13 protein-coding genes are annotated in these 13,725 nt (G+C 46.8%); 7 read left to right on the top strand and 6 right to left on the bottom strand.

Going from position 1 to position 13,725, the window contains the following annotated elements:
* The first annotated feature begins 68 nt into the window (after nucleotides 1-68).
* The gene (locus tag QUB52_RS16835; RefSeq protein WP_332974414.1) at nucleotides 69-632 is read left to right on the top strand and encodes a hypothetical protein; all 564 of its coding nucleotides are present in this window, start codon (nucleotides 69-71) and stop codon (nucleotides 630-632) included.
* Nucleotides 633-893: 261 nt separating this feature from the next.
* Here the strand turns inward: QUB52_RS16835 and QUB52_RS16840 are convergent, their stop codons facing one another.
* On the bottom strand, nucleotides 894-2,078 hold the full coding sequence (locus tag QUB52_RS16840) for a GNAT family N-acetyltransferase (RefSeq protein ID WP_332974415.1): 1,185 nt from the start codon (nucleotides 2,076-2,078) through the stop codon (nucleotides 894-896).
* Nucleotides 2,079-2,247: 169 nt separating this feature from the next.
* Nucleotides 2,248-3,024, bottom strand: a complete 777-nt coding sequence (locus tag QUB52_RS16845; protein ID WP_332974416.1) for a RibD family protein — start codon at nucleotides 3,022-3,024, stop codon at nucleotides 2,248-2,250.
* A gap of 133 nt (nucleotides 3,025-3,157) precedes the next feature.
* Between QUB52_RS16845 and QUB52_RS16850 the strand changes: the two genes are divergently transcribed.
* Complete coding sequence (locus tag QUB52_RS16850; protein WP_332974417.1) at nucleotides 3,158-3,502, top strand: hypothetical protein; 345 nt, start codon at nucleotides 3,158-3,160, stop codon at nucleotides 3,500-3,502.
* Between the two features lie 2 nt (nucleotides 3,503-3,504).
* Entirely contained in the window at nucleotides 3,505-3,771 is a 267-nt protein-coding gene (locus QUB52_RS16855; RefSeq protein ID WP_332974418.1) for a type II toxin-antitoxin system VapC family toxin, read from the top strand.
* Nucleotides 3,772-4,083: 312 nt separating this feature from the next.
* On the opposite strand, the gene QUB52_RS16860 is transcribed toward QUB52_RS16855, so the two are convergent.
* The 4 genes from QUB52_RS16860 to QUB52_RS16875 form a co-directional block, all read right to left on the bottom strand.
* A complete protein-coding gene (locus QUB52_RS16860; RefSeq protein ID WP_332974421.1) occupies nucleotides 4,084-4,416 on the bottom strand; it encodes a type II toxin-antitoxin system PemK/MazF family toxin in 333 nt (110 codons plus the stop codon).
* A complete protein-coding gene (locus QUB52_RS16865; RefSeq protein ID WP_332974422.1) occupies nucleotides 4,413-4,760 on the bottom strand; it encodes a hypothetical protein in 348 nt (115 codons plus the stop codon). The genes QUB52_RS16860 and QUB52_RS16865 overlap by 4 nt, the downstream gene beginning before the upstream one ends.
* 382 nt (nucleotides 4,761-5,142) lie before the next feature.
* Nucleotides 5,143-8,061: a tetratricopeptide repeat protein gene (locus QUB52_RS16870; protein WP_332976218.1), complete on the bottom strand. Its 2,919-nt coding sequence runs from the start codon at nucleotides 8,059-8,061 to the stop codon at nucleotides 5,143-5,145.
* Nucleotides 8,058-10,109 carry an ATP-binding protein gene (locus tag QUB52_RS16875; protein WP_332974424.1) on the bottom strand — a complete coding sequence of 684 codons (2,052 nt, stop codon included), beginning with the start codon at nucleotides 10,107-10,109 and terminating at the stop codon, nucleotides 8,058-8,060. Before QUB52_RS16875 ends, QUB52_RS16870 begins: the two co-directional genes overlap by 4 nt.
* 478 nt (nucleotides 10,110-10,587) lie before the next feature.
* On the opposite strand from QUB52_RS16875, the gene QUB52_RS16880 reads away from it, so the two are divergent.
* The 4 genes from QUB52_RS16880 to mdh all read left to right on the top strand — a co-directional run bounded on the left by QUB52_RS16880 (nucleotide 10,588) and on the right by mdh (nucleotide 13,510).
* Nucleotides 10,588-10,968: a photosystem I reaction center subunit IV gene (locus QUB52_RS16880; protein WP_265239408.1), complete on the top strand. Its 381-nt coding sequence runs from the start codon at nucleotides 10,588-10,590 to the stop codon at nucleotides 10,966-10,968.
* Between the two features lie 2 nt (nucleotides 10,969-10,970).
* Nucleotides 10,971-11,930, top strand: coding sequence for a DNA-formamidopyrimidine glycosylase (locus QUB52_RS16885; protein WP_332974425.1), 960 nt, complete (start codon nucleotides 10,971-10,973; stop codon nucleotides 11,928-11,930).
* Between the two features lie 282 nt (nucleotides 11,931-12,212).
* Nucleotides 12,213-12,428, top strand: coding sequence for an NAD(P)H-quinone oxidoreductase subunit O (locus QUB52_RS16890; RefSeq protein WP_332974426.1), 216 nt, complete (start codon nucleotides 12,213-12,215; stop codon nucleotides 12,426-12,428).
* Between the two features lie 116 nt (nucleotides 12,429-12,544).
* Entirely contained in the window at nucleotides 12,545-13,510 is a 966-nt protein-coding gene (gene mdh / locus QUB52_RS16895; RefSeq protein ID WP_332974427.1) for a malate dehydrogenase, read from the top strand.
* Nucleotides 13,511-13,725: the final 215 nt, after the last annotated feature.

Raw genomic sequence — 13,725 nt, forward strand, 5'->3', positions numbered from 1 at the left:
TTCATTTCCGGTATAGATTACCATGCTATTTGTTAGAAAATCTCGATCGAACTTGTGAGGAGTTATTTATGTTTCGCCACCATCCACCGTTCAAAAAAATCAGCTTGTTAGCCGCCACCTGCGGGGGTTTACTCGTCAGTCTCGCGACACTTTCCCAAGCAGGCGGCCCCCCGCCCCAACAAGGAAAACCCGTTTCCCAACCCGCTGCTACTCCCGCAGGAAAGCCCGTCAGCGAACCGATGCCTACTGTAAGTCCCAGCCCCAACGAGATGCCCTCAAAACCGACAACAGACGCGCCTCCGCGCTTCCCGCTGCCCGGTGCGCGAGTTACGCCCGTAGAAGGCACGGTAGTAATTAAACTGGTGAATACTACTAATGCCCTCATCAATTATCAAATCGTAGGCGTTACCCCACCGCGCACTCTGGGCGAACAATCGGAAATTGTGCTCAAAAACATCAAAGTGCCAATCACCCTCACTTACCAGCGTCCAGACGGCGGATTGCTACTGGTTCGCCCGCAAGCCACGGCGATGCCGGGAATGTTGCAGGTGAGTTTTGGCGCAACAACTGATTTGGGCGCTGATACAAAATCGCTGGAAATTCAAGAAGATGGGAGAGTATTTTTGAATTAGTCATTAGTCATTGGTCATTAGTCATTGGTCATTGGTCATTGGTCATTGGTCATTGGTTATTAGTCATTGGTTATTACTCTTAACGATATCCAATGTCTAATGTTTAATGTCTAATTCCCTACCGGATGAAATAGAGAAATAGAGGACACGGCAGTGCCGTTTCCCTACCGATGAAATTAACTGGTTCCCAGATAGAGCCTGGGAACCAATTCCCAATTCCCAATTCCCAATTCCCAATTCCCAATTCCCAATTCCCAATTCTCAAGAATCTTCCTGATTAAAAGGCAAATCCTGATTAACTAAATCAATTTCCTCCTGTTCCCTTTCATTGATTTGACCAATATAAGACTTCAGAATTTGCGCGAGACGGTTGTTGTAAAATCTGTGCAAACTGTAGTTAGGCATCGCTGGAAAACCGCGCCGTTTTTTGTGCCGCCCGCCCGCACCCGGATCGAAGGTTTGGATGCCGCGATCGATCGCCCATTCGATCGGTGTATAGTAACAAGCATCGAAGTGTAAGCAGTCAATTTCCTGCAAACTGCCCCAATAACGCCCGTAAAGTCGATCGCCCTTATACAAACAAAAAGACATACCCACAGGCTGTCTGTCATCTTCCTTATCGTAGGCGGCGACAAACAAAACGCGATCGCGATAATTGTGTTGCAACTGTTCAAAAAATTGCTTAGTCAGATACTTGCTACCCCACCAACCAAATTTATCGCAAGTATTCTCATAAAAAGCATACATTTGACCAAACATGGCTTGGGGAATTTCATCACCCGTCAGCGTTTTTAGCAACAAACCAGCTTTATCAACAGCCTTGCGTTCGCGTTTGATATTGCGGCGCTGGTTAGCATTAAAAGCGCCTAAATAACCGTCAAAATTTTGATAGCCTTGATTTTGCCAAATATAGCTATGGTGCATCCAAGTGCTGAAACCGTGGCGTTCCATTCTTTCGCGCCATGCTGGATCGACATACAGGAAATTGCAACCGGAGATATTGTGGCGATCGCAAAAATGGTCGATCGCGCTTACCATTATTCCTGTTAACTCATCCTCATCTTCCCCCGGCGCAATCAAAAACCGATAGCCTTCAGCGGGAGTAAACGGTGTCATTCCCATCAATTTCGGATAGTATTGTACACCCAAACGCTGAGCTAAATCGGCCCACTGATTATCGAATACAAATTCCCCGTAGCTGTGGCTTTTGACATAAAGCGGCGCACAAGCAATCAACTGTTTGTCTCGCCAGACTGTCAAGTGATGTGGTAGCCAACCGTTTTTACCTGTCGCGCTACCGGAGATTTCGAGATTGTTTAGCCAATCCCATTCCATAAAAGGAGTTTTTAGGGGCATCGCCAAGGCATCCCACGACGCTTGCGGGATTTCGCCTATTTTGCTAATCCAGGCTACAGAATATTGTTGAGTTTTTGGCTGTTGCAGCATAGGGAGATTTGTGCGTAGAGCGATCGAACTTCATTTAAGTTAATACAATCTCTCCTGCTTGTGTAATTATTGGCCACAGGCAAGATGCCTGTGCCACTTCTGTTGTGGGGTGGGCTTCTAGCCCGCCACAGGCAAGATGCCTGTGCCACACAAGATGTGGGGTGGGCTTCTAGCCCGCCCCAACTCTATAATGCAAAAACACCTCTTGTCCCACCTGTTTAACCGCCAAAAGCTCTAATTTCGGAGCCACATCCGCCAAAAAACCCTTTCCCTCAACCGGATTTGGCGCATCCACTCCGCCCAAAATTAACGGGCACACCGTCAGCCAAAGTTCGTCAACCAAGCCCGCAGCGAGCACAGACGCTACCAGTTTCCCTCCGCCCAGAATCGCCAAGCGTTTGATACCCAAGCTGGCTAGCTGTTGAAACGCATCAATCCAATCAATTTCTCCATCCGTTGTTTTAGCATGGATAGTGCGATCGAACATCGAAGGAAGAAGGAAGAAGGAAGAAGGAAGAAGGAAAGAGGAAGAAGGAATAAGCGAATTACTTGGAGTTTGACTCTCCCCCTCTCCCCCTCTCCCCCTCTCCCCCTCTTCCCCTTCCGCAGTCAGCAGCCAGCGAGGCACCGGTTGCTGGAAAAATCGCAAGTTTGGGTCAAATTGGTGCGATCGCGAACACACGATTTGCACGGGTTGTGGCGGCTTTCCTGCGAGTTCCCGCTGTTTGAGCAAATCGGGCGAAATCACTCGCATCGTTGTTCCATAAGCCTGTAAAGTGCCGTTGCCGAACAAAACGGCATCGTTTGCTGCTACTTGTTGTTCGAGGTGGGCTTTGTCGTTGGCTGAACCGAATCTCGCGGGCGATCGCACTTTATCTGCAATCTTACCATCGGCACTGATCGCGAGTATGACTGTGGCGTAAGGTCGATCGATCTTATCTGTCATTAATTTATGGAACTTTCGCACAACATCATAACGGAAAAAGAGGACAGGGCAGTGCCGTTTCCCTACCCCAAAAAGTTGTAGGGTAGCGGGGCGTAAGCCATCCCCTTTCCCATCCTCTGGCAGTTAGGGAAAATTGACACAATTTGATATTTCTGCTATAATTATCTGGAACAAATCGCAATTAAAGCTCAACTATAAACGTATGGAAGCTGTAATTGAAAGCATTGTAGATAAGCTGCGTTATTTAGCTAAACCGCAGCTAGAAGTAGTTCTGAATTTTGTAAATTTCCTAACTTGGCAGTCAGCGCCCGGTCAGTCATCAAAGGTAAGTGATTCTGATGCAGAAATTAGCGATCGCGATTTTGAGATACTTTTAGATGAATTGGCTGATGATTTTCTTCAAAGTCTGGGAAATAATGTGCCAGTGCTATCAGATTTTGCCATAAGTCGTGAAGGTATCTATGAGGAGCATTCTTAGCAATGTTATGCCTTGTAGATACGAATATTCTGCTGCGGTTTTGCGATCGCTCTCATCCTTTATATCCTGTAATCCGCAATGCTGTAAAAAAATTGCGACAGGATGGATATAAACTGCAAGTAGCCTCACAAAACTGCGTTGAATTTTGGAACGTTGTTACTCGCCCGATCGAGAAAAATGGCTTTGGGTTGACTCCTGCTGATGCGGAGCTCAAGTTACGGCGGATCGAGCGTCTTTTTCCTTTGTTTCCCGACTCGCATTTAATTTAATCCGAATGGCGCAGGTTAGTTGTTACCTACAGAGTTTCGGGAGTTCAGGTGCATGATGCTCGTCTTGTGGCTATTATGAAAGCAAACGGTGCAGCACATATTTTGACGCTAAATGTTAAGGATTTTACTCGCTACGCCAATGAAGGAATTCTGCCGATCGATCCGAATACTATTTCTGAACAATAAAACTCGATCGCAGTGCCCCAGAAACCGGGTTTTTACCGAAATACTTCCCTACAACCCACAGATTCGGGCAAAAACCCGGTTTCTTTGGTTGAAACCGCCGGGATTTATTTTTTAAGGTAAATAACCTCACGTAAATAATACGATATTTTCTAATTGTGCCAGTATCTCTGGATTGACTTCACCAATTTTATTTCGCAATCTTGTTTTATCCAAAACTCGTAGTTGATGGCACAATGCAACAGAATCTTGAGTCAATCCTCCTTCACCACCGGGAATCAAAATGCAGGAAGGAAGAGATGCGCGGCGCAGATTAGTTGTGAGAGGAATACTGATAACAGTAGTCGTGTACCTCGAAATAGTATCGTTCTGAAAAACAATTGTGGGACGTACACCAGCCTGTTCAGAACCTTGTGTCGGATCGAAGTTGGCAATCCAGATTTCACCTCGTCTGGTTGTCATGCCAAATCCTCATGTTTGAGGAGTTCTGCATATTCGCTGATTCCAAGTTCTGCAAGTTGTCGGTCTTCTTCGGCAAATTCGCTGTAGAGTGCAGCTAAGTTGGTTTCATCGATCGCAGGAATAGTCACTAATTTGGCACGGAATTTCAGAAAGGCAATAAATTCAAATACTTGTTGGAGTTGTTCTCGATCGAGCTTTTCTAAGTCTTGTTGGATTAACTCTTTCATGACAGTCATTTTTGTTGTCAAGTTTTCTGTATTATAGCCCGATCGCACAAATCCCCAAAAGTCGATCGCGGTGTCCCAGAAACCGGGTTTTTTCCGAAATACTTGCCTACCACCCACAGATTCGGGTAAAAACCCGGTTTCTTTGCTGGGTGGCGAGGCCCCAGAAACCGGGTTTTTTCCGAAATACTTGCCTACAACTCACAGATTCGGGCAAAAACCCGGTTTCTTTGCTGGGTGGCGACGGCCCAGAAACCGGGTTTTTTACGAAGATAGTTGATTTTAGTCTAGAAATTTGGTAAAAACCCGGTTTCTTTGTCGGAGTCTGTAAGCCCTGAAAAGCTCTAATCCCAAAGAAGAGACGGCGGTTGAAACCGCGTCTACACAGACAAAACCCAGATGGTGCGTGGGTTGAAGATGATTTTTCTTAGTCCGCGGAGGTGGACTTCCTTTGTGTAGCCGCGGTTTCAACCGCCCGGTTCTAATGATATCAACCCTCAAATCAATTTCCCAACAACTCCTGAAACCGAACATCGCCGCGAATCCCATCAAAATCGGTATCAGTTTTTGCCAACTCTCGACATCTTTCCGGTTCCAATTCAATCGCGCGCTGCAAATTTGCCAGCGCTAACTCAACCTGATTCTGCAAGGCAAAAAAGCAAGCTTTATTATAATAAGCACCTGTACAATTTGGATGGATTTCTAAAACTTTATCCCAATTAGCCATTGCCTCCTCATAACGACCTAATTTTAGTAAAGCGTAAGCTTGATTATCCAATATGTCAGCATCATCAGGCTGCAATTCTAAAGCGCGATCGTAGCTGGATATTGCCTCATCTGCGCGTCCGAATCTTCCCAGGGCAATGCCGCGCCAATCCCATAAATAGGCTTGATTTGGTTCGATTTCAATCGCTAAATTGAGACAAGAAATAGCTTGCTCGTAACGTTCTAAATCGAATAGCGCCTCGGCTTTTTGCGACCAAAAATCACAGTCATCGGGCTGAATATTAAAGGCCAAATCCCAGCTTTCTCGCGCCGCTTCTTGACTGTCGCACTTCATCCGTGCAAAGCCTAGACAAAACCAAAAATCGCGGTCTTTCCGGGCTATTTCTCTTGCTTGGTCGAGACTGACAACAGCTTCTGCATAGCGCTCCAACTCATACAAAACCTTACCTTGTTCCCACCAAACAATCAGCGCATCCGGCCTTATTTCTGTAACTTCAGCTAATTTTGCTAGGGCGGCTTTATATTGTCCTTGTTTTGCCAGCCTCAAACCACTGTAAAACAAATTAACGGAATGATTTAGCCCAGCATCATCGCCCAAATCCCCCATTCCCTCCAAACGCAGGAAATGCACCCGGCCCGAATCATCGCCCGCTACAACTGTCACTCCATCAGGCGCAAAAGCACAGCCGTTAAACGGACCATCTCCGGTGAAACTAGCAACCTCTGTAGCTATGAGCAAATCCCAGACTTTCAGGGTATTATCGTTTGAAGCGGAAATCGCGGTTTTTCCGTCGGGTGCGATCGCCACTGCTTTTACCGAGTTACGATGACCGGTGAGAGTTTTTAGTTCCCAGCCTGTCTCGATGTCCCAGATTTTCAGGGTACGATCCTCTGAAGCGGAAATCACTGTTTTGCCATCGGGTGCGATCGCCACTGCATTTACTCCGCCGTAACTATGACCCGTGAGAGTTTTCAGTTCTGAGCCTGTCTCGGTGTCCCAGATTTTCAGGGTACGATCCTCTGAAGCGGAAATCGCGGTTTTGCCGTCGGGTGCGATCGCCACTGCATTTACCTTGGAACTATGACCCGTGAGAGTTTTCAGTGCCCGGCCTGTTTCGGTATCCCAGATTTTCAGGGTTTTATCATTGGCATTGAACAATGATCCTGAAGCGGAAATTGCGGTTTTTCCGTCTGGTGCGATCGCCACTGCTTTTACCCAGCCAGTATGACCGGTGAGAGTTTTCAGTTCCCAGCCTGTCTCGGTGTCCCAGATTTTCAGGGTTTCATCCTCTGAAGCGGAAATCGCGGTTTTTCCGTCTGGTGCGATCGCCACTGCATTTACCGAGTCACTATGACCGATGAGAGTTTTCAGTTCTGAACCTGTCTCGGTGTCCCAGATTTTCAGCGTTTTATCATCTGAAGCGGAAATCGCGGTTTTTCCGTCGGATGCGATCGCCACTGCATTTACCCTAGAACTATGACTGGTGAGAGTTTTCAGTTCTGAACCTGTCTGGGTGTCCCAGATTTTCAGCGTTTTATCATCTGAAGCAGAAATCGCGGTTTTGCCGTCTGGTGCGATCGCCACTGCCCATACCGACTCACTATGACCCGTGAGAGTTTTCAGTTCCCGGCCTGTCTCGGTGTCCCAGATTTTCAGGGTATTATCCCATGAAGCGGAAATCGCGGTTTTGCCGTCGGGTGCGATCGCCACTGCAAATACCAAGGAACTATGACCTGTGAGAGTTTTCAGTTCCCGACCTGTCTCGGTGTCCCAGATTTTTAGGGTATTATCCGATGAAGCGGAAATCGCTATTTTTCCATCCGGTGTGATCGCCACTGCATATACACAGTCACTATGACCCGTGAGAGTTTTCAGTTCCCGGCCTGTCTCGGTGTCCCAGATTTTCAGGGTTTCATCCCATGAAGCGGAAATCGCTGTTTTTCCATCCGGTGCGATCGCCACTGCATATACCCAATAACTATGACCCGTGAGAGTTTTCAGTTCCCAGCCTGTCTCGGTGTCCCAGATTTTTAGAGTATTATCCGATGAAGCGGAAATCGCTGTTTTTCCATCCGGTGCGATCGCCACTGCATTTACCGATTCACTATGACCCGTGATAGTTTTCAGTTCTGAACCTGTCTGGGTGTCCCAGATTTTCAGGGTGTGATCTCTGGATGCGGAAATAGCTGTTTTGCCGTCGTGTGCGATCGCCACTGCATTTACCCTGGAACTATGACCGGTGAGTGTTCGCAAACATCCTTCACCAGGCTGCTCTAAATTAGCTTTCAAAGGCCGTAACCAAGGACGATCTTTCCACTCCTTTGCTTGTCCCAGCATCCCCTGAATCCAAGGCATTTCAAAATCCAACAACCTCCCCAATAACTGCCCTGCAATCTGCGTTTTATCCTTCTCCAAAAGGTGCGCCGACTTGCGAATTGCCCCTTGAATCAATCTCAGAGTTTGACTTTGCTCCCCCGACAACAACACATCTGAAATTCTCGCCAAATCGTAATCATCAATTAGCGATTGTACCCCCAAAAAATCCAGTTTCATCTCAATAAAACCGAAATCCGTCAACCAAGCGCAATAACGGTCAACTTTCCCCCGTTTCGCAAATCTCTTCGGTTGGTATTTCAACAACAAATCTCGATCTTCCTGACACTGCTGCGTCAACCACAAACCTAAATCGCTCATAGTGGCGCTCCTCCTGTAGAGTTATCAATAATGTCATCGTTAATATCATCCAGTGTTATTCCCGCCGACTGCACAGTTTCATCCGCTTCGAGAAACTGCCGAAAACTGTTGTGATAGATAGTGTATCGAGTTTCCTTCCCTACTTTCTCCTGTCGCAAAAACGAATTCCATTTTCCGAGCACCTGCTGTACTTTCATCACATTTTGCTCGCCGGCAGATCTAGCCAACCAGCGACCAGAAACTGCTTCCTCTGCTTGCGACAGGAAATAGATAATCCTCACCTTCAATTCCAGCAGAGGATCGTCTTCCCTGCCCCTCATCTGTCCCCAGTGTTTTTGATAATATTCCTCCAAACCCGCTGGCAAATCATTTAAATTCACATCATTGTACGTGCCGCCTTCAATTTCATCCAGAATGTAGCGGAGATAGATAAATTTCTTTTCGCTTTTTTCAGCTACCGCCGTCACAAACTGTTCCCGCTGCAAATTTCTACCCTTAATCCAATCCTGAATTAACTGGCTTCTCTCCGTGCGTTTTTCCAGATAAACCTTGACATCTTCGAGACTTTCTGCACTGTATTTCATTAAATCAAAAACCGTCTTGTTAGCTGTCGGCATTGTCAGAAATTCCGGTCGCTTGGAAACAATAAAATAAACGTTATCCGGCAAATCATTAGGCAAATACGAAACATTGCTACCGCTAGTTTGAGCCTTCCAATCAACTTCATCCAGCGCATCGACAACAAAAATTATTTTTTTGTCCATGCTAGACTTAGCGCTAACTTCCTTCAGCAAATCGCCTAGAAAATTGTTATTTTTTACGGCATTTTCCGGCAGTCGCGGATACTTCTCTTTAAGACCAAAACCTTCAATCAACTGAGTGCAAGCATTTTCCAAAAAAGTTTCAGCGCTGATAATCCCGTCCGGTTGCGAGTTGAAATGAGTAACGCAGCGTCGCTTCAACATCACCACACAAGCAGCCATAATCGCGCTTTTCCCAACACCCGGTTCCGCCTCCAAAACAAAATAGCCTTTTTGCTTTGTCCTCAGAAACTCGTTAATTGCTTCAAACACAAATTTCCGACCAGTAAAGTCTTTAATTCTGTCCTGAATAATCGTCTCAGACTTAACAGGAATCGGCAAACCGGGTGCAGTAGGATCGATATATCTTTCCAGCAATGCCCGAATCTGCGCCAAATCGTCGCGGATGCCAATTTCCATCGCGCCCAATTTCGCCATCACTTGACAAATATGTTCGCGAGTCGCCACCGCCTCCAACTTGTCCAGAATCTCCCGATTTTGCAGCCCCAAATCCTTGAGATCCGCCAAAGCAATTTGGTGCAGATTCAACAGCATCGCCGCAAACTTTTCTCCTCCCTGCGCCGCATCTCGTTTCAGCACTTCGCGGTACGCCTTCGGAAATCTTTCGTAAAGTCTTTGCGCCACAAATTCCACGATTTCTGCATCAAAGGATTTCCCCTCACTGGCCGCGAATTCCCCGATGAATCTTGCCCAATCTTCCGGTGTCAATCCCGTAACCCGATCGAACTCCGCAGCATCCGCCGAAAAAATCAGAGTCAGTTGCTCTTCGGAAATATTTAAACTCCTTGACAAATCAGCCCCTTGTCTGTTAATATTCAGCCAATATTCAGGAGTTTTTTCGGCTAATTGATCTAAATCCCTGGCCGACGAATTTTTACTAAGGGCTAGTGCGGTAAACTCAGGTGACTTAGTAGCAATATTTTTCAAAATATAGCCGATCGCCTCACCAGCCGCCTTAATCAAATCGTGATTATCAAGAATATTCGGATTTTTTGCCAACTTTTCGACCATCCGATCTCCCAAATCGTTAGCCGCAATATTCCCCGCAATACTACCGGCAATAGTCGCTAAAATAGCAATGCCTCCAACGACGGGATTAGCCATCACACCCAATGCTGCTGTCACACCAGGAGTGGCGATCGCGCTAGCAATCATTGGCGCAACACCCATCACCGCACTGCATCCAAGAACCCTAACTTTAGTATTAGCTAAATCAACTAACGACATAATTTAAATATTCCCCGCACTTTGCAATAGTTTAGCGCGGCCAGATAATTAAATACAAGGTTAATTAATCTCACATCTTCCACCATTCTTAAGAACAGGCAAGATGCCTGTTCCACAATCATTTTTAGGAACAGGCAAGATGCGTGTTCCACAAAACTAAATTTTCTTGTGGGGCGGGCGTCTCGCCCGCCCAAAAATATAATCTGCCCGCCCCCGCAACCGACTGGCTGCCCCGCAACGGTTTGTAAAGTTTTTTTTCAACCCGATCGCACAGCTTGTATTTAACGGATAATGTCAGATCATTTATTTTTGTCCCCAGCGATCGCCCTCAAAACAACTTTACTTTTCTTTACAAACAGCAACGAAAACACGGCGCAGAAAACAATAATTTCGTTACAGACTTTAAATGCGACGCGCGATCGACTAAAGTAAAAAAAATGGCTTTATCCGTTTATTCATCGCAAAGGAAACAAAGCTCATGGTTCAACGCGGTTCGACAGTCCGGATTCTCCGCAAAGAATCCTACTGGTATCAAGAAGTGGGCACCGTTGCTACGGTAGACCAAAGCGGCATTAAATACCCAGTTATCGTTCGCTTTAACGCCGTAAATTATGCAGGCGTCAACACCAACAACTTCGCCCAAAGCGAAGTAGTCGAAGTTGCAGCCCCCAAAGCAAAAGCCAAAACAGCGACTCCAGCAGCTTCCGGCGGCAAGCAAACCACCATCGATCCGAAAACCCGCAAAACCGGCGGCGGCGGAGCCCCCAACCAGCCGAAAACTTCGGCAGACAGCAAACCAGGTGCCGAAGTGCCCGGCAGCGTCGAAGGTGCACCGAATCAAGGAACAGAACAGCGCTAATTGTGCCAGAACTGCCAGAAGTTGAAACTATTTGCCGGGGTTTGAATCAACTTACCCTCGATCGCGAAATTTTGGGCGGAGACGTGCTGTTAAATAGCTCGATCGCCCGCTCAATCTCTGCGACCGATTTTTTGACAAAACTCAAAGGAAAGTCGATCGCATCTTGGTACAGGCGTGGCAAATACCTTCTGGCAGAACTATCGCAAGGGAGAGGGGGAGACGGGGAGACCGGGAGAGGGGGAGAGGGGGAGAGTGGGGGAGGGACAGAATTCCTAACTCAAACTCCTAGTTCTTCCCTTGTGCCTTCTTCCTTCTCCCTTCTGCCTTCAAAAGCCGGCTGGTTGGGCGTGCACCTGCGTATGACCGGACAATTATTGTGGGTAAACGGCGACGAACCACTGCCAAAACACGCGCGAGTCCGCCTATTTTTTGCAGGAAACCAAGAACTGCGGTTTGTAGACCAACGCACCTTCGGTCAAATGTGGTACGTGCCCGCAGAAACCGAAGTTTCTAGCACAGTCACCGGCCTGAAACTCCTAGGCCCGGAACCATTTTCCGACGAATTTACCACAGAATATTTAGCCCGCAAGCTACACCGACGGGCGCGACCAATTAAAACAGCTTTGCTAGACCAGACACTGGTAGCGGGTTTGGGCAATATTTATGCAGATGAAACTTTGTTTTTGTCGGGAGTAATGCCGACAACTCTGTGCGCGGATTTGACAAGAGAGCAAATTGATCGCATCCATTCAGCTATCATTCAAGTTCTACAAAAGGCGATCGCCTCCGGTGGCACAACTTTCAGCAATTTTCTCAACGTCCAAGGTGTGAACGGCAACTACGGCGGCGTCGCTTGGGTGTACAATCGCGCTGGTCAACCCTGCCGCACTTGCTCTACAACCATTGAAAAGATAAAATTAGCAGGGCGATCGACTCATTACTGCCCCGCCTGTCAGAAATAAGCAGTTCGGCAACAGATTATGTAGCGGATTTAACGAATATACAAAATCCCAGCTTCCGACTCTTGAGTCTGCGGAGGCAGACTTCGTTTGACAAGGATCGGTTTCAACCGCCGACTCAATCAACCGCCGACTCTTCCCACTCTTGAGTCTGCGGAGGCAGACTTCGTTTGACAAGGATCGGTTTCAACCGCCGACTCAATCAACCGCCGACTTTTTTAACTGGTATTAAAGCCAAATCAGCATTAAAATTTGTATACTTTTACAAATTAAGAAGAGCAAGTCATGGCAATCAAAAAAGGTAGCATAGTCCGCGCAATTCGCGAAAAATTGGAAAACAGCCTAGAAGCCCAAGCCAGTGATCCGCGCTTTTCCTCCTATCTATTTGAAACAAAAGGCGAAGTGATGGATGTTCGCGGCGAGTACGCCTTCGTCAAATTCGGCAAAGTCCCCACCCCCAATATTTGGCTGCGCGTAGACCAACTCGAAGATTTTAACTAACTCACTGAAACAAAACATCAGTGTTCTTGATCTAAGGTAGGGTGTGCACCGCGCACCTTACCCTAATTAAGCTCATTCTTAAAATCTCAAGTCTCAAATCCCAAATCTAAAATCGAATGAATTCCCCTTCAAATTATCCATCAACCCGCGTCTCAATTATCGGTGCAGGCAAAGTCGGTAGCACCTTAGCCCAACGAATTGCCGAGAAAAATCTAGCAGATGTAGTATTGCTAGATATTGTCGAAGGTTGGCCGCAGGGAATTGCTTTGGACTTGATGCAAGCTAGGGGGGTCGAACGCCACGATCGCCAAATCGTCGGTACAAACGATTATACAGATACCGCTAACTCAAATATCATCGTAATTGCCGCCGGCATCCCCCGCAAACCCGGTATCAATCGCGAAGATTTAATTAAAATCAATGCTCGAATTGTTACCGAAGCTGCAAAAAGTGCGATCGCCCATTCCCCCGAAGCCATTTTAATCGTAGTCACAAATCCCCTAGATATCATGACTTATTTAGCGTGGGAAGCTACGGGTTTACCAAAACACCGAGTCATGGGTATGGCGGGAATTCTCGACTCCGCCCGCTTTCAAACTTTTATTGCTATGGAATTGGGCGTTTCCATTGCTGAAGTCAATGCAACTGTCCTCGGTTCCCACGGCGATTTAATGGTTCCTTTGCCCCGCTATTCCACTGTCAACGGCATTCCCATCGCTCAACTTATGGATGCTGGGGCGATCGATCGCATTGTACAACGCACACGCCACGGTGGCGCAGAAATTGTCGGATTGATGAAGACTGGTAGTGCTTATTTTGCACCCGCATCTTCTACCTGTTTGATGGTAGAATCAATTGTATTAAATCAATCGCGACTCTTGCCTTGCTCAGTCTATTTGGACGGTCAATATGGCGTGAAAGATCTATTTTTAGGTGTTCCCTGCCGCTTGGGATATCAGGGAGTCGAACAGGTGGTCGAACTCGAACTCAGTGATACGGAAAAAGCTGCGTTTATCGAATCTGGCAAAGTGGTTTCCCAAAATATTGACGAAGCAAAGGCGATACTGAAAACTGCCCGTTAAGTCAACAAAAAACCGCTGATAGCCCATGTCACACTTTGTGAGGTGCGCCGGCTTTTTAATTATATCGCTTACACAGAAGACTCAAGAAACCGGATTTTTACCAAAATTAAGGGTTTTTGGTTAGCATTTTGGTAAAAAATCCGGTTTCTGGCAACCTATATAAGTCCTCAATTACCAATCATCAAAAATCCAAGCGCACCTCATTTTTCGCTCGA

The sequence above is a fragment of the Microcoleus sp. A6-C6 genome (genome assembly GCF_036705955.1).
Lineage (GTDB): Bacteria > Cyanobacteriota > Cyanobacteriia > Cyanobacteriales > Microcoleaceae > Microcoleus.

Coding starts and splice junctions, on each gene's coding strand:
- QUB52_RS16835 (WP_332974414.1), top strand. CDS start 69: ATGTTTCGCCACCATCCACCGTTCAAAAAAATCAGCTTGTTAGCCGCC.
- QUB52_RS16840 (WP_332974415.1), bottom strand. CDS start 2,078: ATGCTGCAACAGCCAAAAACTCAACAATATTCTGTAGCCTGGATTAGC.
- QUB52_RS16845 (WP_332974416.1), bottom strand. CDS start 3,024: ATGACAGATAAGATCGATCGACCTTACGCCACAGTCATACTCGCGATC.
- QUB52_RS16855 (WP_332974418.1), top strand. CDS start 3,505: ATGTTATGCCTTGTAGATACGAATATTCTGCTGCGGTTTTGCGATCGC.
- QUB52_RS16860 (WP_332974421.1), bottom strand. CDS start 4,416: ATGACAACCAGACGAGGTGAAATCTGGATTGCCAACTTCGATCCGACA.
- QUB52_RS16870 (WP_332976218.1), bottom strand. CDS start 8,061: ATGAGCGATTTAGGTTTGTGGTTGACGCAGCAGTGTCAGGAAGATCGA.
- QUB52_RS16875 (WP_332974424.1), bottom strand. CDS start 10,109: ATGTCGTTAGTTGATTTAGCTAATACTAAAGTTAGGGTTCTTGGATGC.
- QUB52_RS16880 (WP_265239408.1), top strand. CDS start 10,588: ATGGTTCAACGCGGTTCGACAGTCCGGATTCTCCGCAAAGAATCCTAC.
- QUB52_RS16890 (WP_332974426.1), top strand. CDS start 12,213: ATGGCAATCAAAAAAGGTAGCATAGTCCGCGCAATTCGCGAAAAATTG.
- mdh (WP_332974427.1), top strand. CDS start 12,545: ATGAATTCCCCTTCAAATTATCCATCAACCCGCGTCTCAATTATCGGT.